The organism is Endozoicomonas gorgoniicola (assembly GCF_025562715.2).
Classification (GTDB): domain Bacteria; phylum Pseudomonadota; class Gammaproteobacteria; order Pseudomonadales; family Endozoicomonadaceae; genus Endozoicomonas_A; species Endozoicomonas_A gorgoniicola.
In genome coordinates, this window is sequence record NZ_JAPFCC010000001.1 from 2,790,338 (window position 1) to 2,808,981 (window position 18,644).

21 protein-coding genes are annotated in these 18,644 nt (G+C 50.3%); 5 read left to right on the forward strand and 16 right to left on the reverse strand.

Annotation, left to right across the window (positions count from 1 at the left end; all coding sequences use genetic code 11):
• The first annotated feature begins 116 nt into the window (after positions 1-116).
• The 3 genes from NX722_RS12820 (at position 117) to NX722_RS12830 (ending at position 2,054) form a co-directional block, all read left to right on the forward strand.
• On the forward strand, positions 117-404 hold the full coding sequence (locus tag NX722_RS12820) for a hypothetical protein (protein ID WP_262568314.1): 288 nt from the start codon (positions 117-119) through the stop codon (positions 402-404).
• Positions 405-468: 64 nt separating this feature from the next.
• Positions 469-1,704 carry an ISL3 family transposase gene (locus NX722_RS12825; protein ID WP_262563604.1) on the forward strand — a complete coding sequence of 412 codons (1,236 nt, stop codon included), beginning with the start codon at positions 469-471 and terminating at the stop codon, positions 1,702-1,704.
• Positions 1,701-2,054, forward strand: coding sequence for a CPBP family intramembrane glutamic endopeptidase (locus tag NX722_RS12830; protein WP_262568315.1), 354 nt, complete (start codon positions 1,701-1,703; stop codon positions 2,052-2,054). The genes NX722_RS12825 and NX722_RS12830 overlap by 4 nt, the downstream gene beginning before the upstream one ends.
• A 50-nt stretch (positions 2,055-2,104) precedes the next feature.
• Here the strand turns inward: NX722_RS12830 and queC are convergent, their stop codons facing one another.
• The 12 genes from queC to ruvB all read right to left on the reverse strand — a co-directional run bounded on the left by queC (position 2,105) and on the right by ruvB (position 14,577).
• The gene (gene queC / locus NX722_RS12835; RefSeq protein ID WP_262568316.1) at positions 2,105-2,779 is read right to left on the reverse strand and encodes a 7-cyano-7-deazaguanine synthase QueC; all 675 of its coding nucleotides are present in this window, start codon (positions 2,777-2,779) and stop codon (positions 2,105-2,107) included.
• Between the two features lie 10 nt (positions 2,780-2,789).
• On the reverse strand, positions 2,790-3,440 hold the full coding sequence (queE, locus tag NX722_RS12840; RefSeq protein WP_262568317.1) for a 7-carboxy-7-deazaguanine synthase QueE: 651 nt from the start codon (positions 3,438-3,440) through the stop codon (positions 2,790-2,792).
• Positions 3,441-3,586: 146 nt separating this feature from the next.
• Complete coding sequence (gene ybgF, locus NX722_RS12845; protein WP_262568318.1) at positions 3,587-4,477, reverse strand: tol-pal system protein YbgF; 891 nt, start codon at positions 4,475-4,477, stop codon at positions 3,587-3,589.
• A gap of 15 nt (positions 4,478-4,492) precedes the next feature.
• Positions 4,493-5,065 carry an OmpA family protein gene (locus NX722_RS12850; RefSeq protein WP_262568319.1) on the reverse strand — a complete coding sequence of 191 codons (573 nt, stop codon included), beginning with the start codon at positions 5,063-5,065 and terminating at the stop codon, positions 4,493-4,495.
• 149 nt (positions 5,066-5,214) lie between these two features.
• On the reverse strand, positions 5,215-6,555 hold the full coding sequence (gene tolB / locus NX722_RS12855; protein WP_262568320.1) for a Tol-Pal system beta propeller repeat protein TolB: 1,341 nt from the start codon (positions 6,553-6,555) through the stop codon (positions 5,215-5,217).
• Positions 6,556-6,620: 65 nt separating this feature from the next.
• Entirely contained in the window at positions 6,621-7,490 is an 870-nt protein-coding gene (locus NX722_RS12860) for a cell envelope integrity protein TolA (RefSeq protein WP_262568321.1), read from the reverse strand.
• A gap of 12 nt (positions 7,491-7,502) precedes the next feature.
• Positions 7,503-7,946, reverse strand: a complete 444-nt coding sequence (gene tolR, locus NX722_RS12865; protein WP_262568322.1) for a protein TolR — start codon at positions 7,944-7,946, stop codon at positions 7,503-7,505.
• A 14-nt stretch (positions 7,947-7,960) separates the two neighbouring features.
• Positions 7,961-8,647, reverse strand: coding sequence for a protein TolQ (tolQ, locus tag NX722_RS12870; protein WP_262568323.1), 687 nt, complete (start codon positions 8,645-8,647; stop codon positions 7,961-7,963).
• 59 nt (positions 8,648-8,706) lie between these two features.
• On the reverse strand, positions 8,707-9,147 hold the full coding sequence (gene ybgC / locus NX722_RS12875; RefSeq protein ID WP_262568324.1) for a tol-pal system-associated acyl-CoA thioesterase: 441 nt from the start codon (positions 9,145-9,147) through the stop codon (positions 8,707-8,709).
• A 137-nt stretch (positions 9,148-9,284) separates the two neighbouring features.
• Positions 9,285-9,815 (reverse strand): SEL1-like repeat protein, encoded by a 531-nt coding sequence (locus NX722_RS12880; RefSeq protein ID WP_262568325.1) that lies wholly within the window; start codon positions 9,813-9,815, stop codon positions 9,285-9,287.
• Positions 9,790-13,233 carry a response regulator gene (locus NX722_RS12885; protein ID WP_262568326.1) on the reverse strand — a complete coding sequence of 1,148 codons (3,444 nt, stop codon included), beginning with the start codon at positions 13,231-13,233 and terminating at the stop codon, positions 9,790-9,792. Before NX722_RS12885 ends, NX722_RS12880 begins: the two co-directional genes overlap by 26 nt.
• Positions 13,234-13,572: 339 nt before the next feature.
• Positions 13,573-14,577, reverse strand: a complete 1,005-nt coding sequence (gene ruvB / locus NX722_RS12890; protein WP_262568327.1) for a Holliday junction branch migration DNA helicase RuvB — start codon at positions 14,575-14,577, stop codon at positions 13,573-13,575.
• A 131-nt stretch (positions 14,578-14,708) separates the two neighbouring features.
• Here ruvB and rarD point away from each other — a divergent pair, with 131 nt between their 5' ends.
• Positions 14,709-15,647: an EamA family transporter RarD gene (rarD, locus tag NX722_RS12895; RefSeq protein ID WP_262568328.1), complete on the forward strand. Its 939-nt coding sequence runs from the start codon at positions 14,709-14,711 to the stop codon at positions 15,645-15,647.
• Positions 15,648-15,698: 51 nt separating this feature from the next.
• On the opposite strand, the gene ruvA is transcribed toward rarD, so the two are convergent.
• Positions 15,699-16,310, reverse strand: a complete 612-nt coding sequence (gene ruvA / locus NX722_RS12900; protein WP_262568329.1) for a Holliday junction branch migration protein RuvA — start codon at positions 16,308-16,310, stop codon at positions 15,699-15,701.
• 136 nt (positions 16,311-16,446) lie between these two features.
• On the opposite strand from ruvA, the gene NX722_RS12905 reads away from it, so the two are divergent.
• Positions 16,447-16,989 carry a carboxymuconolactone decarboxylase family protein gene (locus NX722_RS12905; protein WP_262568330.1) on the forward strand — a complete coding sequence of 181 codons (543 nt, stop codon included), beginning with the start codon at positions 16,447-16,449 and terminating at the stop codon, positions 16,987-16,989.
• Between the two features lie 34 nt (positions 16,990-17,023).
• Here NX722_RS12905 and ruvC read toward each other — a convergent pair whose 3' ends face one another.
• The 3 genes from ruvC to NX722_RS12920 all read right to left on the reverse strand — a co-directional run bounded on the left by ruvC (position 17,024) and on the right by NX722_RS12920 (position 18,601).
• Entirely contained in the window at positions 17,024-17,548 is a 525-nt protein-coding gene (ruvC, locus tag NX722_RS12910; RefSeq protein WP_262568331.1) for a crossover junction endodeoxyribonuclease RuvC, read from the reverse strand.
• 379 nt (positions 17,549-17,927) lie between these two features.
• Positions 17,928-18,251, reverse strand: coding sequence for a helix-turn-helix domain-containing protein (locus NX722_RS12915; protein WP_262568332.1), 324 nt, complete (start codon positions 18,249-18,251; stop codon positions 17,928-17,930).
• A complete protein-coding gene (locus NX722_RS12920) occupies positions 18,248-18,601 on the reverse strand; it encodes a type II toxin-antitoxin system RelE/ParE family toxin (protein ID WP_262568333.1) in 354 nt (117 codons plus the stop codon). The genes NX722_RS12915 and NX722_RS12920 overlap by 4 nt, the downstream gene beginning before the upstream one ends.
• Between the last annotated feature and the right edge of the window lie 43 nt (positions 18,602-18,644).

Below are 18,644 nucleotides of genomic sequence, written 5' to 3' on the forward strand. Positions count from 1 at the left end.
GGTGAAGTTATCCCGTAAGAATCACTGACAAATCGGTTATCAGACGAATAAAAAACCATTCAACACTGTCCAAAAATTTGTTAGCTCTCTATAACGAACGTCAGGAGAACAAAGGGATGATTTCAACAAGCACAGTGCCTCCTCAGGTATCATTCGTGCCAGGTAGCCAGAATGATGAAAACAAAAGTCAGTCCGTAAAAAATGGCTGGAAAAGCTGGACCATCTCTACTTCTAACAAAATATCAAATTTCGTAGCACATTCTGCTCCTGCAGTCTGGGCTGGTCTCAAGCAAGGTAGCTTCCTTTTCTTGCGTTCAGTCACGGCCTTTATAGTCATTTCATCCATATTTAGCGAGCAAGAAGATTCTGGCACCAGAAGCGGGACTCCCATTCCTTTATTTTAGGCTCTTCCTCAATTTGAGTGGGTGATTTATTATATTCTGAAGCACTCAATGCAAGGATGCACCGATGCGTGATAAGCAACTCTATTCTCAAATACTGGGTATTGAGTCTCCTTGGTTCGTTTCTGAAGTTGAATTGTCATTACAGGATCAACAGGTTCGGGTATTCATTGAACACAATGGTAAAAAGGCCTGCAAATGCAGTGTTTGCGATAAGCCCTGCTCTGGCTACGACCACATCACTCAGAAGTGGCGTCATCTGGATACCTGTCAGTTTCAGACTATTCTAGTTGCCAGGGTTCCACGGACCCAGTGCCCTGAGCATAAGGTGTTAGCCATCAATGTGCCCTGGGCTGAATCTGACTCTCGATATACAGCTCTGTTTGAAGCCCTTGTTATTGACTGGCTAAAGGAGGCAACTACGAAGGCAGTTGCACGACAAATGAAGCTTGGTTGGAATGCCATAGACGGTATTCAGCAGCGTGCAGTGAAGAGAGGACTGGCTCGTCGTGATGCTAAGCCACCAAAACGAATCGCTGTTGATGAAACCTCATTTCAAAAGCATCATGAATACGTCACAGTGGTCACTGACCACGACCAAGGCGTTGTTATTCACGTTTCTGATGACCGTAAAAGTGACAGTCTCAACGAGTACTTTGACACACTGCCCTATGACCATAAAGAGGGGATCGAATGCGTGACGATGGACATGTCCAAGGCTTACATCAAGTCAGTCAGTGAGAATGTTCCAGACGCAGATCAGAAGATTGCATTTGATAAGTTTCACGTTGCTCAGTCTCTGGGTAAAGCTGTCAACAAGGTTCGGATAGAAGAGAACAAAGCCCTTGTAAACCAAGGTGTAGAGCTGCTTAAGGGGACTCGCTACGACTGGCTGACTAACCCTGAAAACATGTCTGAAGAGCAGTGGGATAACTTCGAACCACTGAGAAACTCGACACTTAAAACAGCTCGCGCCTGGGCCATCCGGCAAATGGCAATGAGCTTATGGAATTACAAGTCCAGAGCTTGGGCAATCAAGGCCTGGAAGAGGTGGCTATGCTGGGCGCAGAGATGTCGGCTTGAGCCCATAAAAGAAGTTGCCAGAACGGTCAAAGAGCACTTGTGGGGTATCATCAACGCTATTGTCCTTGAGGCTAATAACGGTCGAGCAGAGGGAGTGAACAGCAAGATTCAGAGTTTGAAGAATCGGGCTTGTGGCTTTCGAAACCGTGAAAGATATAAGACAGCGATCTACTTTCATCTTGGAGGCTTGGACTTGTACCCCACTGGCGTACATCGTTGAAAACTACCCACTTAAAACAGGGAAGAACCTTATTTTATCCAGTTATTGCATGCACAATATTTGAAGAGCTTTTGTGTCGCAGCATTGTTCACAACCTGGCCAACAAAATGACAAATTACATATTTCAACAGAAGGACAATGCAAAGTTTACAGCCAGCTGCTTAAGCTCCGGTTTCTTCGGCCTGATTCATTTGACCGAACCTGATGCGTTTGTCAAAGCTAGTTTCGCAACAGTAAATGGCTTTGCTTTTGCACGCACCTATAACGACTATGGCCTTCTGGGTTCTATCTCCAGTCATATGACTTATAATTTAGTATTAAACACTGTCGTGTATACATTCGGTGATTAATGACTGTCAGGAGCGGTCCTCCCAGACAGCCCCTTAAAAAAGCAGCCCCGCTACAGCTGATAACGGGTAGGGTCAGACAGCCCGGCTTCTTCAAAACCTTTCTTGCGATAACGACAGCTGTCACATACCCCGCAGGCACGACCGTCCTCATCAGCCTGATAGCAGGATACGGTCAAACCATAGTCTACTCCCAGACGATCCCCTTCCTGAACAATCTGAGCCTTGGTCAGTTTTAACAGGGGCGCCCGAATATGGAAATGGTCACCCTCGACCCCCGCTTTAGTGGCAAGATTTGCCATTTTTTCAAAGGCATCCAGATATTCTGGCCGGCAATCCGGATAGCCAGAATAATCAACATCATTGGCACCGATAAAGATATCCCTGGCCCCCAGCACTTCTGCCCAGCCCAGGGCCAGAGACAGAAATACCGTATTGCGTGCCGGAACATAGGTCACAGGAATACCCTCATCCAGATCCTCTGGCACATCAATCTCATCATCGGTCAGGGCAGAACCACCAATATCCCGAAAATCCATCTTCAGGGTTTTATGGTCCTTTGCACCCAGCACCTCAGACACCGTCTTTGATGCGTTCAGCTCGGCACGATGACGCTGACCATAATCAAAGCTCATGGTGTAGCATTCATATCCCTGATCCTTTGCCATCGCCAGAACTGTCGTGGAATCCAGACCTCCGGACAGAAGCACAACTGCTTTTTTAGACATTTCAATCTCCTTAGACACCTGTTTTGTCGCCCCAGATTACCCGGTGCAACTGAATTTGAAACCGTACCGGTAAACGATCAGCCAGAATCCACTCTGCCAGCTCCGCTGGCTCCACTCCGGTACTGACCGGGGAGAACAACACATCCGATACTTTTCCGGCCAGATCATACTCAATCAGCTTGCTGGCAGACCAGTCATAATCAGCACGGTCAGCAATCACAAACTTCACCTGATCCTTGTGATCCAGATGTTGAATATTCTGATAAAGATTCTTTCCAGACTCACCGGAACCGGGAGCCTTCAAGTCCATCACCTTGACAATTCGCGCATCCACCTCAGCCAGATCCAGCGCACCACTGGTTTCCAGAGAAACTTCATAACCTGCATCTGCCAGACACTTAAGCAACAGCAGGCAATCGGGCTGCGCCAGCGGTTCACCACCGGTGACACAGACATATTTAGCGCCATAGCCAGCAACCTGCTGCAGAATACTGTCAATCGTCCTGCGCTCTCCCCCGGAGAAGGAATATTCGGTATCGCACCAGTTACAACGCAGAGGGCAGCCTGTCAACCGCACAAACACCGTTGGCAGCCCGGAGGTTCTGGACTCCCCCTGAAGAGAGTAAAAAATTTCAGAAATTCGAAGGGATTCAGAAAACATGAGAGATACTATTTATTAATCAGCAAAGCAGGGTATTAATCAGCAACGAAGGGTAGCTAACTGGCAGTGAGAGTGCAAAATTATGCTACACCAACAAAAACACCATGCAAGCATGGTGTTAAAGGTTAGCCTGGCAAGTTCCTGTCTCAGCTATCCGACATACTCTGCAGATAAGTATCAGACAGCCTTGCAGCCGAACTTTCGGGGTACTGGCTGACTACCGATTCAAGGTACTTTCGGGCTTCAGCCTTGTCACCCAGCAAGTCGTATAACCGACCCAGCTTATAGGCTGCGTCAGGCACCTTGTCACTGTCCGGGTATTGCTCCATGACAACTCTGAATTCATCACGGGCAGGCTCAAGCTTTCCCTGGGCCATCAGCACTTCGCCCAGCCAGTACTGTACGTTATCGGAAAGTTTTCCATCAGGGTATTCTTCCAGCAACCTGCGCAGAGCGACCAGCGCCTGATCAAATTTGCGATCACGGATCAACCCGAAAGCCGCCTGATACTCAGTCTGCTCACGCCCAGCCATCAACTCTTCAGGTGATTGACGGGCAGGCAGCTGAACCGGCGAATTGCCCGGTTCGGCTGCCTGACTGATATTGGCAGAGCGATCGCCGGTCAAATCAGATGCAGGCTGATCACCCATCGCCCTGCTGATACGGGCATCCAGATCCAGGTAACGATCACGAAACTCCGCTTCGTTCTGCCTGAGTTGAAACTCCAGCTCTTCAACACGCCCCTCAAGAGTCATGTTTCTTTTGCGCAGTTCTTCTATCTGATTGAGAAAATAAGCCGTGCTGTTTGCCGATTGCGACCGGGGCTGGCTATTCTCTTCAGAAACCTGCTGAGTCTGCGCACTCTGAATGACACGTTCAACACTCTCTGGCGCTGACACTGGAGTGGCATCCTGAGCGGTTTCTCTGACAACCTCTGCCGTTGGCAAAGACTCAACAACAGGTACTGCGGCAAGTACCGGAACGGCCAGCAAACTGGCCAGAATCAGGAAAGAGCTGGATAAAGGTTTCAAACTCATTAGCTATCTCAGTTATTAGTTAATGACAATCTGTGCGCGACGGTTCTTAGCCCAGGCTGTTTCGTTATGGGCTGGATCAACCGGCTTCTCGAAGCCAAAGCTGATCACATCAATACGGCTGCTGGCTACGCCTTTCGCTTCGAGATAGTCTTTCACCGCATTGGCTCGACGCTCACCCAGAGCCAGGTTATAAGTACGGGTACCACGCTCGTCAGTGTGTCCCTGCACAATAATGTTCTTACCCATACCCTGATCAGAGTTCAGGTAAGCCGCCTGTACGTCCAGAGCCTTATAATCACTGTCGCTCAGCTTGGAACTGTCAAAAGCAAAGTTAAACGTGTCGCGCTCCAGCAGCATCTCAACCTCTTCCGCACTCGCCTGAACGTCACCACTGTCCATAACAGCCTGTACCGCCGGGTCCAGTACTGGCATGGTTTCAATCACCACATTTTCAGTCACAACCGTTTCTTCAGGTGTTACCGTGGTTTCCGCACCGGATGTGCTTTCACCACCGGTAGAAGCACAACCTGCCAGCCACAGGGCAGAAGCCACCAAGGTGGCTGCCTTAACATAATTGGCAATTCGCATTACAGACTCCAATTGTTTAATGTTGGTTAGTTGGATATTAGTTAGTTGGATGTTAGTTAGATTGTTGCAGTACAGTATCAGAACCCTTTACACGGGACTAGCCCACACCGCAACAAACGCGATACACACAACTACTTTTTTTACGGCGTTTACCTAACCGCAGGCCCCCAGACTGGTTCCCGGACATCACCAGTCGCCGACGGCAGGCGGTATTTTACCCTACCATCCGCAGTGACAATACCCAGTTCACCATGCTTCCCCCCCTGAACAGCATAGATCAGCCTTCGGCCTCCCGGAGAAACGCTGGGCGAATCTTCAAGCTGTGCTGATGTCAGCAACCTCAGGCGATTGGAGTCCAGATCAAGAATTGCGATGTTAAATTCGGCTGCGCCCTGCCCCTTGTGTACCAGGGCCAGCGATTTACCATCCGGGAAGACTTTTGCCCGTGCATTGAAACGTCCCTTGAACGTCAGGCGACGGGGATTGCCAACTGCCTCCACAGAACCATCAGACAAGTGTTTAACATCCAGTTGATAAATCTGCGCACTACCACCCCGGTTCGAGGTAAAAACAATACTGTTGCCGTCTGGCATCCAGTCCGGTTCAGTATCAATGGAATAATGTCGGGTCAGCTGACTCAGTTTGCCGGAAGCCAGATCCTTGACATAGATATCCGGATTACCGCCTTTAGACAACACCAGGGCTACTTGCTTACCGTCCGGAGAGAATACCGGCGAACTGTTCAGACCCTTGTAGTCAGTCAGTTTCTGTCGTTTGCCTGTTGCCAGTTCCTGCAGGAAGATAGCAGGCTTACCCGCTTCAAAAGACACATAAGCAATACGACGGCCGTCTGGCGACCAGGCAGGCGACAGAATAGGCTCTTTGGAACGGACGATAACACGCGCCCGCTTTCCATCGGCATCGGCATAGTTTAACTGATAATCGGTGTTATCAATGCTATGTCTCTGGGCAGTCACATACATTAAGCGGGTTGAAAAATCGGCCGGGATGCCGGTGATTTTTGCGTAGACAGCATCACTGATGGTATGCGCCATGGTTCGCAGCTGGCTTTCAACGCCCCGAACCTGCCCTTTCAGAATAGAGCGCTGGCGCAGTACATCGAACAGCTGATAGTCAACCGTATACTGACCACTGCTCTGGCTAACCCGGCCGATCACCAGATAAGAAGCCCCAAGCACCTTCCAGTCACGATAGAAGACATTGGACTCTTTGCTGGGAAAACTGAGCATATCTTCCCGTTTCAGCGGATCAAACAGACCACTGAGTCGCAAATCATCACTGATGGTTCCTGCCATATCTTCTGGCAGAATTGTCTTGCCGTCAAAACTGAACGGTGCCACAGCCATGCGTACCGCACGATCATTACCATGGGTAATTTCAATAGTCAGCTCAGCCCTTGCCGGCATCGCCAGAGCCAGCTGAACCAGAAGCAGCAGGGCAAAGGATGCAAACCATCTGACTGTTGTCATAGTGCCCCCTCTCCCCGGGTCAAAGTGGCTCGTTGTCGTATTTATCGAGCGAGTCATCAAACGAGTCATCGAACTAGATCCTCTGGCCTGAACCTGAAATTAAAGCGTCGGAAGCTGGCATCAAATATTCTGCGATCCAGCTTTTTTAACTCTGGAAATGGCGCTGCAAGCTGTACGGCCTGTACCGCAGAACGGTCAAAAGAGTCACTGCCACTGCCTTCCAGCAGCTTAACTTCCAGCAGGTCACCAAATGGCGACAGGGTAACCTGCAGCAATGCTGTCATATTATTGCGGGCGCTGGGCGGACGATTCCAGTTATTAACAATGAGGTTATTCAGCAACTCGCTGTAATAGCGAACCTCTGCCGCATCTTTCTCGGCCTGTTCAGCAGCCTGCCGGGCTGCCGCTTCCTGTTGCTCTCTCTGGATTCGTTCCTGTTCCAGCTGGCGCAGTGTTTCTTCCCGCTGTTTGCGTTGACGTTCAGCTTCCTGTTGGCGCTTCCTTTCTGCTTCCAGTTTGCGCTGACGCTCCCGTTCCTTACGCGCTTCCTCTTCTTTTTTCGCTTTTTCCCGGGCTTCCTGCTCTTTTCGCAGGGCAATTTCCCGCTGGCGTTTTTCCTCTGCCAGACGACGCTGCTTTTCTTCCCGAATAGCTTCCTGACGCTTGCGCTCAGCAGCCTCCCGAGCTTTGCGAGCAGAGTCGTCTACCTGCGGCTGGGGGCGGGGCTGCGGAGCAGACTGCACTGTTTCAACCAGACTCGCCTTGATATTGCGGGGAGGAACAATATTCAACTGACGCTCAACCGACCAGCTGGTGCTTAGCAGCAGTAATAATGAGGCGTGCAAAAGAAGCGAGACGACAACTGGAAAACTGTAGCCACGAAAGGCTGCTTTACGAAAAACCTTGTTCAGTATCCGGTTCAATACTTTCTTCATCAGCAGCAGCCGTTAGTTTTCCTGCCGATCCAGTTCCGCCGGATCAGTAATCAGTCCGACATTTTCGACACCGGCTGACTGCAGCCCTGCCATTAACTCAATCACAGAGCCATAAGCCACCTTTCGATCTCCCTTGATCAACACCTGGGTACGGGGGCTGGCAGACAACACCTTGCCCACCTTTTCAGCAATCACATCCAGTCCTTTTGCAGCTTCCCGTTCTGCCCCCAGATCAATGAAGTATTCACCATCCGCCTTGACTGAAATAATCAACGCTTCAATATCTTCTTCCAGGGGTATTAACTGACTGGTTGTTTTTGGCAGGTCGACCTGCAGCCCCTGGGTCAGCATTGGAGCACTGACCATAAAGGCAACCAGCAATACCATCATGATGTCGATAAACGGAACCATATTGATTTCCGACATCACTTTGCGACCTGTTCTGGAGCGCGCCATAGACAGTAGTCTCCTCAGCCCGCTTCTGGTCGGTTGGAACGGCTGTGAACCTTACGATGCAGAATGCTGTGGAACTCATCGGCAAAGGTTTCATAGCTGGCGAGCAGGGCATCAACCCGCGACGCATAACGGTTATAAGCTACAACGGCCGGAATGGCTGCAACCAGGCCAACCGCTGTAGTCATCAGAGCTTCAGCAATACCCGGGGCAACAGAAGCCAGCGTCGCCTGTTGCACCTGGGCCAGTCCACGGAACGAGTTCATAATCCCGACAACGGTTCCGAACAGGCCGACGTAAGGACAGGTTGAACCGACACTGGCAAGGAATGGCAGATGGGTTTCCAGTTTCTCCTGTTCTCTGGAAATGGCAACCCGCATAGCTCGCTGGGTGCCTTCCATAACGGCATCCGCTTCCGAGGTCCCCAGGCTGCGCAGGCGGCTGAACTCACGGAAGCCTGCCTTGAAAATATTCTCCAGACCTTCGTCCGGACTGGCGTTATCCTGCAATTCCCGGAACAGTTGGGAAAGGTCCATACCCGACCAGAACCGATCCTCAAATTCGAGCATGCTTTGCTGAGCGTTACGAATCAACAAACCACGCTGAACAATCATCACCCAGGAAGCGACAGAAGCCGCAATCAGCATCAGCAATACTAACAGCACAACCCAGCTGGAATTACTGATCAGCGACCATATGGACATGCTATCAGCCACTGATTACCTCGCTTGCAGTTAATTTAAAAACAGGGTGTATCATACCATCAAACCTGTGACGTGTTGCTGACATTCAGGCATAGACTCCGTAAGGCTTTTGTAATACTGACAGGCTTCATTGAAGCGCTGTCGAGACAGGCGACAACAAACTCTCCTGTACACAGTACCCGCTCATTATTCAGCCCCTGATTGAGCAGGACGGACTGACGAAAAACAAGGCTGGCACGCTTTACTTCAGAAATTTCTACAGTTACAGATATTTCGTCATCCAGTCTGCCCGGGTGACGAAAACGAACATCAGCACTGGTCACCGCAAACACTCTGCCCAATTCACTCATGACCTGATGCCCCATACCAATATGCCGCAACAAATCAGTACGAGCGCGTTCCATAAATTTGAGGTAATTGGCATGGTAAACAATACCAGCAGCATCAGTGTCTTCGTAATAAACCCGCTGAAGGCTGGAAAAAGGGGCGTCAGAACTCACGACAGTGTACTCATATATTCAGTAAGGTCATTAAACCAGATCGCTGAAAACCTTGAAAGACTTTGATGGCATACTCACATAGCGCGTAGAAGGCATTGAAGCCATCTACCAGAATACGGTTTGAATGAAACGATGTACTAGTAGCACCAGTGACACCGCCGGTGGTGATAGCGCCGGTGGTGATAGTGATAAGGTGCATGGTAACCGCGCCATCGAATGGCATCAATGTGTTCTCGTTCAAGTTTCTGCAGGTTTTCATTGCGCCGGTCCTGCTGCAATTTCTGTTCCATACCCTGCTGGCGCTGCAGCATATCAGCCTGCGGCACCGGCTGGCCAAATCGTCTCAGGGCTTCCTGCGCCTCAGGAATACCCCAGCGGGCAGCCATGGTGTAGTACTTGAAGGCCTGCTCCATAGAGGCTGGCACTCCGACACCCTGCTCATAGCACCGTCCGGCATGGTACTGGTCAATCGGCAGCTCAGCCGTCCCACCCGTGACTCTGTGGCAGGATGTTTCAGACAGTGAAAAACCGTCCCCAAAGACACCGGGAGCCGATGGCTGGGCATCAACCCGGACATTATTACTGCAACCAGCGACCAACATGGTCAGTATCAATAATACGCCGTACAGCCTATATCTGTGTTCAGGTCTCTCTATATCCTTCATCATTATTGACCTCTCTTGAGCGATCAGCAGCTCGTAATCGACCCAGTAATTCTTCCCTGATGCTTTCCAATCCGGTCAGATCCAGCGCTCCACAGCTTTGTTTGATCTGCCCCGGATAATGTCCCAGGCCCTTATTATTTGTTGACCACTGTTCTGCCAGATCGTTCAGAGAACTGACATCACCGATATCAAGACAGGCAGAAATACTCGACAGCATCATTTCAACATCTTCCAGCGACACGTCAGTATAATCGGTGTCGCAGGTTTTGCTGTGCTGAGTATCAGCGCCTTCCCCTATCCAGCGATAGATTTTGCTGAACAGTTCACTGAAGCGGACGGGTTTGCTGATAAAGTCGCACACTCCAGCACTGCCAACGCTCTCACGGGTCGCGTCCGATACACTGGCTGAAACCGCTATCACACTGAGCGCTTCGTTATCTGACTGCTCATGAATCAGCCGGGTTGCCGTCACGCCGTCCATGACCGGCATTTTCAGGTCCATTAACACCAGATCATAATGGTACTGCTTGCACTGCTCGACAGCTTCAGTCCCATCCGCAGCCTCTTCTACTATAAAATTCGCACTGCGCAGGGCATTACTGAGCATATCCCGATTGGTTTCGCTGTCATCGACCACCAGAATACGTCGATTATGATAATCCTCTGGTACTCCGGGCTGCTCCAGCTTATGCTCCACAGCCGATCCGGCATCCACCGTTACCGGCAAATAAGGAAGACTGAAGTAGAATTTACTGCCGCGATGCAACTGGCTGGACACTTTCAACTCCCCGCCCATCGCCTTAACCAGACGGTAGCTGATCGCCAGCCCCAGACCGGTTCCTCCCTGCTTACGCCCGGATTTGAGCTGACCAAAGGGCTTAAACAGCCGGGCCTGATCCGTTGCACTGATACCCGTTCCAGTATCTATCACGGCAAAACTGAGCCGTCGACGCTCTCTGTTCACCCGCAGCATAACACTGCCATTGTCGGTAAACTTAACGGCATTACCCATGAGATTGATCAATACCTGTCGCAGCTTCACACTGTCACCGACAACTTCCGGGCTGATGTTCGGGTCAACATCCACGTCCAGAAACAGATTTTTTGAACGGGCAACTTCCTTAACGTTTGCTCGTACAGTACTCAACATTCTCTCAAGCACGAAAGGTTGAGAGTCCAGCTCAACACCACTGCTCTCAATTTTGGTCATATCGAGAATATCGTTAATCAAGGTCATCAGGTGTAGCCCACACTCTTCCAGTGAAGACAGGGTATCCCGATAACGTTCCGGCACCCGGGCGTCCGCCAACAGCAGCTGCGCATAACCCAACACACCATTGAGCGGGGTACGTAATTCGTGACTGATATTGGACAAAAACATTGATTTGGCCTGACTCGCCTGTTCCGCGCTGGTCTTGGCCTGAACCAGCTCTCCTTCAATGCGCTTGCGTTCCGTGACATCTCTCAGAACAATGGAAATTTGCTTTCCCTCTGCCGTTTCCAGTACATTGCTGGACACCTCCATGGGAAAACGACGCCCTGACTCAGTAATCCCTTCTGTAAGATACTCATCAACACAATGGTATTCAGGTCTGGCAGGATCAACCGGAGCCAGCAAGGGTTCGCCATAGCGTCGTTCGGGAGCCACCAGCAGAGCCAAAGGCATGTTTACCAGTTGTGACTCGATAAAGCCACACAGCTCCGTGACCTTCCGGTTGACCAGTGAAATAATACCGTCCTGATTACAAATCACGGTTGCATCCGGAGCTGATGCAATCAACTGTCTGAACTTCTCGGTATCGTTAGTACGTTCTGTAATATCGTTCGCCATGCCCTCAATAACAACCGGCACCTGCCCGTGCTTTACAGAGTCTTCACCGGCTACCGTTACCGGCTTTTCATGAGTCGTGCAGAACAGTTCCACCCGGCGGACACTGCCATCCTTATGCACCATTTCCACTTCAAAGGCTTCTTCCCACTGACCGGATACCAGCGCGGAAAGCTTATCAGAAAACCCCCGGTTCAATCCGGAAGGCGACAGGTACAGGTGCATCCTGCCGGCGAACTCCTGCTCACCATAACCAAGGATGGCCTTGATAGAAGGGCTGACGTAAGTCACGACTCCGCCCGAATCAAGATTAAAATAAAAATACTGACCTTTAAGCTGTTGAACCAGATGACCGATATTGTTCACCCTGGCTTTTTGCAACGACCGCTCACGATCCTGTAGCCTCTGCAGTAGCATATTGAAGCTGTAATCCAGACTGGCCGCCTCATCACAATGACGGTCATCCGAATTCAGACCATAAGGCGTGGCAAATTCGTTCATCTGCGACTTCAGCCTGTTCAGTGGGCGCGTAATCAGGCCAGATACCGCCCACAGGCTAAACATGGTCAGAATCAACACCAGCGCAATCAGGCTTACACTGATTACCGCCTGACGAACAATGGGCTGCAGAATGCTCTCTTCCAGAATGCTGATACTGAAATACCAGCCAGTAGAAGGAATTGGGGTAGCAGTGACCCACTTCTTTACGCCGCGCACCTCCACCCTGAAATTAATAGATTGCCTGTTATCCGTCACCCGCCGGAATGCCTCATCAAAAACAGCACAGGGCGGCTTACCCAAATGGGTTTTAATGGGGCGGGTAATAAAATCAACCAGTTCACCGGTATCTTCACGGGTCGCGTTGATCTGACTGTAACCGTCACAAGGTCCGCTGTTAATTAAAGTACGCAGTTCCCTGTTCTTCTCCAGAAAAATACTGTTTGCGTAAACCGTTATACCCTGCCGGTCGAGTATGACCAGCCGGGTTCTTGTGTCTGCCCAAATCAACGGAGCCGTTAAAAGAGAGCCATCAATATCAATCCGCAATACTGCGAAGGCACCATCACGAAACGATACCGGCACCATATAAGTAGAGCGAAACACCGCAGACTGGCTGGAAACACGGTTAACATGCCAGTCCGGTTTAACTCGCTGCCCATTAAGATATTCCTGTAAAAGCGCTTCAGGCAGATCAGGTACGGAATAATGGTCAGGCATTTTGGAAAACAGATCTGCACGTTTATTCCAGTAACGATTTTTTTCCGGCTGAGAAGGAAAGGTCAGCCCAACTCCCAGCACCAGTCGTGCATTCCCCAGCAATTTTGATGCATTTACAGGCACTGCACTCAGGTTCTCCGATGAAGGTTGCTGATCCAGCAGCAGCCCCAGACTCTTGCCCGCCAGATGTATTCCCTGCAAATGTCCGTCGATGACACTGGCATAACGAAGGCTCTGCTCCAGGTGACTGTGACTGATTTCCACAGAAGCGGCATGAAAGGTGAAATAAAGGTATACAGCCGTCACAAGGCTGTAGAAAACGACAGCAGGTGCAAGGGTAAATAACGTAATCTTTTGCCTGATTGAGGTAGACATAAATCGTTTGATACGTTTTGCGCCCCGGATTCTGCTCCAGCCTCAATACATGATTCCCCCAACGGAGAAAGTGCCTGCAATGAGCAGAGGAGATTGTTGCAGCTAAAAAAACAGTTGCCTGCCCGTACGCTGCGTCCTTTGGCTAGTAAATTGAGGTCAAGTCACAACATAGACAGTTAACGGGACTCCAGCCAACTGAATTTAATCTGACCGACAAAAAACGGGTATCAACAGAAGTGCAGGAAAGGCTATGGAAAGGCTATGGAAAGTGAAGAGGCTTCTCGCTCTCAGAAATGCTCGCAGGGGGATAGAAGTCCCCCCCTGACAGATCAGCAACGGTTATTCTTTGGCGCCCAGGCCAAAATGCGTATAGGCATGCCTGGTGACCATCCTGCCACGTGGTGTGCGCATGATGAAGCCCTGTTGGATAAGATAGGGTTCGAGTACATCTTCAATGGTATCGCGCTCTTCGCTGATGGCGGCTGCCAGGCTGTCTACCCCGACAGGGCCACCATCAAACTTCTCAATCATAGCCAGCAGCAGACGCCGGTCCATATGGTCAAAACCACTGGCATCGACATCCAGCATATTCAATGCGGCATCTGCCGTAGACTGGTCAATCAGGCCACTGCCTTTCACTTCCGCAAAGTCACGCACCCGGCGCAGCAACCGGTTAGCAATACGGGGAGTACCACGGGAACGTCTGGCAATTTCTCTGGCTCCCACCTCTTCAATTTCTACCCCCAGTATTCCGGCAGAACGCTCCACAATATGAGTCAGGTCGTCAATACTGTAGAACTCAAGCCGCTGAACGATACCAAACCGATCCCTCAGTGGCGATGTCAGCAAGCCTGCCCGGGTGGTAGCCCCCACCAGAGTAAACGGCGGCAAATCCAGTTTAATAGAGCGGGCAGCAGGTCCTTCACCGATCATAATATCCAGCTGATAGTCTTCCATGGCTGGATACAACACTTCTTCTACCACGGGACTCAACCGGTGAATCTCGTCAATAAAGAGAATATCATTAGGTTCCAGGTTGGTCAGAAGCGCTGCCAGATCCCCTGCTTTTTCCAGTACCGGCCCTGACGTGGAACGAATATTACTGCCCATCTCATTGGCAAGAATATGAGACAACGTGGTTTTACCCAGTCCGGGCGGGCCAAAAATCAGGGTATGGTCCAGGGCATCCTGACGCAGACGGGCAGCCTGAATAAAGATTTCCATCTGTTCGCGAACTTTTGGCTGACCTACATAGTCGACCAGTTTAACCGGACGGATCGCCCGATCCTGCGCTTCCTCAACAGGGCGTGGTGCCGCTGATATCAATCGATCTGCTTCAATCATTTCAAAGCCTGCTATAGAATCCCCTCAGCGTATCATTTCGTTGTCAGAAAACGAATCGCAGCTGAAAATTTTCGCTATCCTTTGTATCCCGTTGGCTTTTCAAAGTGCCTTTCAGGTTTTAATCAGTACGTATGAACCAGATATCCAGTCCATCTCACTATCAATACGGTCGTGGGCTCACCTGTTCAGTGATGGCCTCCATCCTGTTCGGCTTGACACCATGGCTGGTACAACAGCTTTATATCAGTGGCAACCAGCTGTTCTGGGTACGCATGCTGACCGGAAGCCTGTGCCTGATGATCACCATTACGCTAAGCGATCAATGGCATGATGTGAAAAAAATGCTCAGCCATCGCCGTAACCTGTTGTTTCTGATACCCGGCACGGCACTGGTCGGCATCCAGTGGTGGCTGTTTGTTTGGGCGCCGGTCAACCAGCAAACCAAAGAGCTGGCACTGGGCTATTTCCTGTTACCTCTGACACTGGCATTGACCGGCTGGTTGTTTTATGGCGAAAAGCTGAGCCTGTCCCAGAAGCTGGCCAGTGCCCTGGCAGTGACCGGAGTGGCTGTTGAACTGTGGCAACAGGGGCAGCTGCCCTGGGTGTCTCTGGTGGTTGCCGGGCTTTACCCGGTTTACTTCATGGTACGCCGGAAAGTAAAAGCCAGCGTGATCACCATCATGCTCTTCGAGCAGTCAATCTTTCTGCCATTTGCCCTCTACTTTCTGTTGCAAAGCAGCGAGTTCACCTTGTTGGTAAAGAACACACCTTCCCTGTGGTTCCTGCTGCCTCTGTTTGGCATTATCTCGGTCTGCTCAATGCTGATGTATGTCAACGCCTCCAGCAAACTGCCTTTCAGCCTGTTTGGACTCTTGTCTTATCTGGAGCCTGCTCTTATCTTTGTGGTCGCAATAGCCCTGTTGCAGGAATCGTTTGAAGCGGCACAATGGGTCACTTATGGTTTAATCTGGGCTGCAACCCTGATCGTGGTGATTGATCTGATCAGGCTGCTGCCGCACCAGATGAATCACCACAAAAAAGCATCAAAACTTCATACAGAGCAGATTTGACAGACTCCTGCGTCAACAAACTCTTCACCAGAGAGATAGTTGACGCAGGTTTTAGATCATACTTTTCAGCGACTGACGAATGATTTCTTCCGCTTCCATACCTTCCACAAACACTTTACCAACCACTTTACTGGCATCCTGCGGCTTGTAGCCCAGAGCCACCAGAGCGCTGACAGCCTCCTGTTCGGTATCACGGGCAGCTTCTGCCATAGCGCTACCCACAATCATGGGCTTACCATCCAGAAGTGGTGAAGATTGCCAGCGGTCGAGCTTGTCCTTCATTTCAACAATAAGGCGCTCCGCTGTTTTCTTGCCAACACCCGGCAGCTTCACCAGAGTGGCACTGTCATTTTCATGAACGCAGCGTACAAAAGTCTGTGCATCAATCCCTGACAACAGGGTCAGCCCCAGTTTCGGCCCCACTCCATTCACTTTAATCAGGGTTCGAAACAGCTCCCGCTCTTCACGACTGCCGAAACCATAAAGCAGCTGGGCATCTTCACGCACCACAAAATGCGTGAACAAAACCACTTCCGCACCCGCCTCCGGAAGCTGAAAAAACACCGACATCGGCGCTTCGACTTCATAACCCACCCCACCGGCATCCACCAGCAAATAAGGGGGCTGTTTCTCTACCAGAGTTCCACGGATTCTTCCTATCATTTTCAACCTCTTAGCGTCCCGCAGACTGACCAGAGCGTAAGAATGTCTAACAATGACCTGCCTGCTACGAACTTTGTATTTTCCGCCAGCTCTAAAACAACTAACGCATTAAAATCACGCATTCCGGAATACGCTTATGGAAAGACTCAAGACCTTCTTCAACGCATTGTGGCAACTGCTTCCCAGCGCAGGTCTTGCCAGTGAATACCACCCGGCTATTGACGGCGGAGCCATACCGATTCCTTTTATCGTGTCACAACGTATCCTGCTGAACGATATGGCTCATAAACAGGAAGGCGCCCCCACCCTTCAGCCACCTGCCCGCAGTTTCACTGGTTATATGCAGGGCTATACCAGCCTGCCTGTAAGAGACAGAGCTTTGAGCGCCCTGCGCAGTGCGCATCTCGCTGGTGCCCGTCATCTGATACCCGATATTGCCCGTTGCGCCCTGGATGCCGGACTGCAGGCCAGCGATCTTGAACGGGTTGCGAAAGGCCAGATATCCAGCGGCTGGGAGAGCCGGGAAGCACTGGTTTTGCGTGTTACAGAAGCGCTTTATCGAGAACAGACCATCAGCGAGCAACACTGGAAGCAACTGAAGCAGATCTATAAACCCCAGCAGATTCTGGATCTGCTGTTGTGTTGTGCCGCCTTCCACTTATGCGCTCACCCAAATTAGACCGAGCTATTCAGACTAAGCCATTCAGACTGAACTATCTTCCGGTCAGGCGACGATTTCTTGTTCCGCTCACTCCTGCCATTCTCACCAGACTGGCACGGGTATGGGCATGGCAAAGGGCTATCGCCAGCGCATCGGCAGCATCTGCCTGTGGTGTTGAACTGAGTTTCAGAATCGAAGTCACCATGTGCTGAACCTGATGCTTATCCGCCGAACCCTTACCTACCACGGCCTGCTTGACCTGACGGGCAGAATACTCCGCCACTTCCAGCTTATGATTGACAGCCGCCACAATCGCCGCCGCCCGCGCCTGCCCAAGCTTTAATGCCGAGTCGGCATTACGTGACATAAACACCTGCTCTATTCCCACACTTTGCGGGCAGTACTGCTCCACCAGGGCCGAAACACTGTCGTAAATCTGTTGCAGTTTTTCCGGCAGTGAAGCATCCCGAACACGGATACAACCTGAAGCCACATAATGACACTGGTTACCGACCTCCTCGATAACGCCATAGCCGGTGATACGGGAACCAGGATCAATACCCAGAAGTATGGCCATGTAGAACTCTTCTCAGACACGCTATTAAAAAAACAGCTTACTGTACATTTATACAAGTTTCTATACGGTACAGTCGTGCAAATCACACTTACAATTCAAAACACGGGAATTACCAAACTCTCCTACGACAATCAGCCTGCCTTGAATAAGCTAGTGACCATTGACTGTTCGGTGGTAATTATGAGAGACACTCTAAAAACTCTAATGACCCTGACCGGCGTGGTGGTGATACTGTTTATTATTGTGGTGGGAATTAATCTGTGGCTTTAGTCAATGATGATGGCGGAGCATGGTCAGGAGTGCTGACTCCTGATCATGTCAACGATCCATGTTTTGATCAGCGCCTGCCGACTGATACTTTATGGTTGAGTGCGCAGAATCAGGCAATCTTCAGGATTACAGACCTTCCTAGCCTTTGTAGCATTACCACTAATGCATCAATAGTAAATTTGCTGGCTTTTCCTGTCATCACATCAGAGACTCTGGGTCTGTTTACATTCATCAGCAGGGCCGCCTCCTCCTGTTTAAGGTGACGCTCCTGAATGGTCTTCGTAATTTCTGTCATCAGCTGAATTTTTAGATCTGCTTTGATTTTAAGATCTGAGTCTGCTTTTAATTTCTCAGCTTCCTCAGGGGAGAATCCCAAGTCAGAAAATACATTGCCACCTGTAGGGGTCGTATGACCAATAATCCGTTTACTCATCCACCTTTCCTCTTTTTACTACGCTCAGCAACAACTTGTTTATAACGTCGGCTGGCGATCTGTTTATCCTGCTTGTTGGTCTGCTGGGTTTTTTTCTGAAAACTGTGCAGTACGTATACCGCTTCTTCAAATTTGGCGACATACATTACACGGAAAGCATCACCATCCTCAGAAATGATGATTTCCTTCACCCCTGCGCCAACCATTTTAAAGTCTTTCCAGTGCTCCGGCTCCAGGTCATTCTGTATACGGCTTAACTGGTAACCCGCTTCTCGTTTAGCCGGATCAGGAAACTGGAGCAGGTCATCCAGAGCACTTCCCATCCACTTTATCGGCTTTTCGTTACTCAATAGTCTAGGAGCCTGTCGGACTTAGAGCAAAAATCTGGCATAA

Bases quoted from the DNA above. Each gene is read 5' to 3' on its own strand.
- NX722_RS12850 (WP_262568319.1), bottom strand. From the start codon at position 5,065: ATGCGAATTGCCAATTATGTTAAGGCAGCCACCTTGGTGGCTTCTGCC.
- NX722_RS12820 (WP_262568314.1), top strand. From the start codon at position 117: ATGATTTCAACAAGCACAGTGCCTCCTCAGGTATCATTCGTGCCAGGT.
- ruvC (WP_262568331.1), bottom strand. From the start codon at position 17,548: ATGGCCATACTTCTGGGTATTGATCCTGGTTCCCGTATCACCGGCTAT.
- NX722_RS12825 (WP_262563604.1), top strand. From the start codon at position 469: ATGCGTGATAAGCAACTCTATTCTCAAATACTGGGTATTGAGTCTCCT.
- NX722_RS12915 (WP_262568332.1), bottom strand. From the start codon at position 18,251: ATGAGTAAACGGATTATTGGTCATACGACCCCTACAGGTGGCAATGTA.
- ruvA (WP_262568329.1), bottom strand. From the start codon at position 16,310: ATGATAGGAAGAATCCGTGGAACTCTGGTAGAGAAACAGCCCCCTTAT.
- tolB (WP_262568320.1), bottom strand. From the start codon at position 6,555: ATGACAACAGTCAGATGGTTTGCATCCTTTGCCCTGCTGCTTCTGGTT.
- queE (WP_262568317.1), bottom strand. From the start codon at position 3,440: ATGTTTTCTGAATCCCTTCGAATTTCTGAAATTTTTTACTCTCTTCAG.
- rarD (WP_262568328.1), top strand. From the start codon at position 14,709: ATGAACCAGATATCCAGTCCATCTCACTATCAATACGGTCGTGGGCTC.
- ybgF (WP_262568318.1), bottom strand. From the start codon at position 4,477: ATGAGTTTGAAACCTTTATCCAGCTCTTTCCTGATTCTGGCCAGTTTG.
- NX722_RS12860 (WP_262568321.1), bottom strand. From the start codon at position 7,490: ATGAAGAAAGTATTGAACCGGATACTGAACAAGGTTTTTCGTAAAGCA.
- tolQ (WP_262568323.1), bottom strand. From the start codon at position 8,647: ATGTCCATATGGTCGCTGATCAGTAATTCCAGCTGGGTTGTGCTGTTA.
- NX722_RS12905 (WP_262568330.1), top strand. From the start codon at position 16,447: ATGGAAAGACTCAAGACCTTCTTCAACGCATTGTGGCAACTGCTTCCC.
- tolR (WP_262568322.1), bottom strand. From the start codon at position 7,946: ATGGCGCGCTCCAGAACAGGTCGCAAAGTGATGTCGGAAATCAATATG.
- NX722_RS12880 (WP_262568325.1), bottom strand. From the start codon at position 9,815: ATGATGAAGGATATAGAGAGACCTGAACACAGATATAGGCTGTACGGC.
- NX722_RS12885 (WP_262568326.1), bottom strand. From the start codon at position 13,233: ATGTCTACCTCAATCAGGCAAAAGATTACGTTATTTACCCTTGCACCT.
- queC (WP_262568316.1), bottom strand. From the start codon at position 2,779: ATGTCTAAAAAAGCAGTTGTGCTTCTGTCCGGAGGTCTGGATTCCACG.
- ruvB (WP_262568327.1), bottom strand. From the start codon at position 14,577: ATGATTGAAGCAGATCGATTGATATCAGCGGCACCACGCCCTGTTGAG.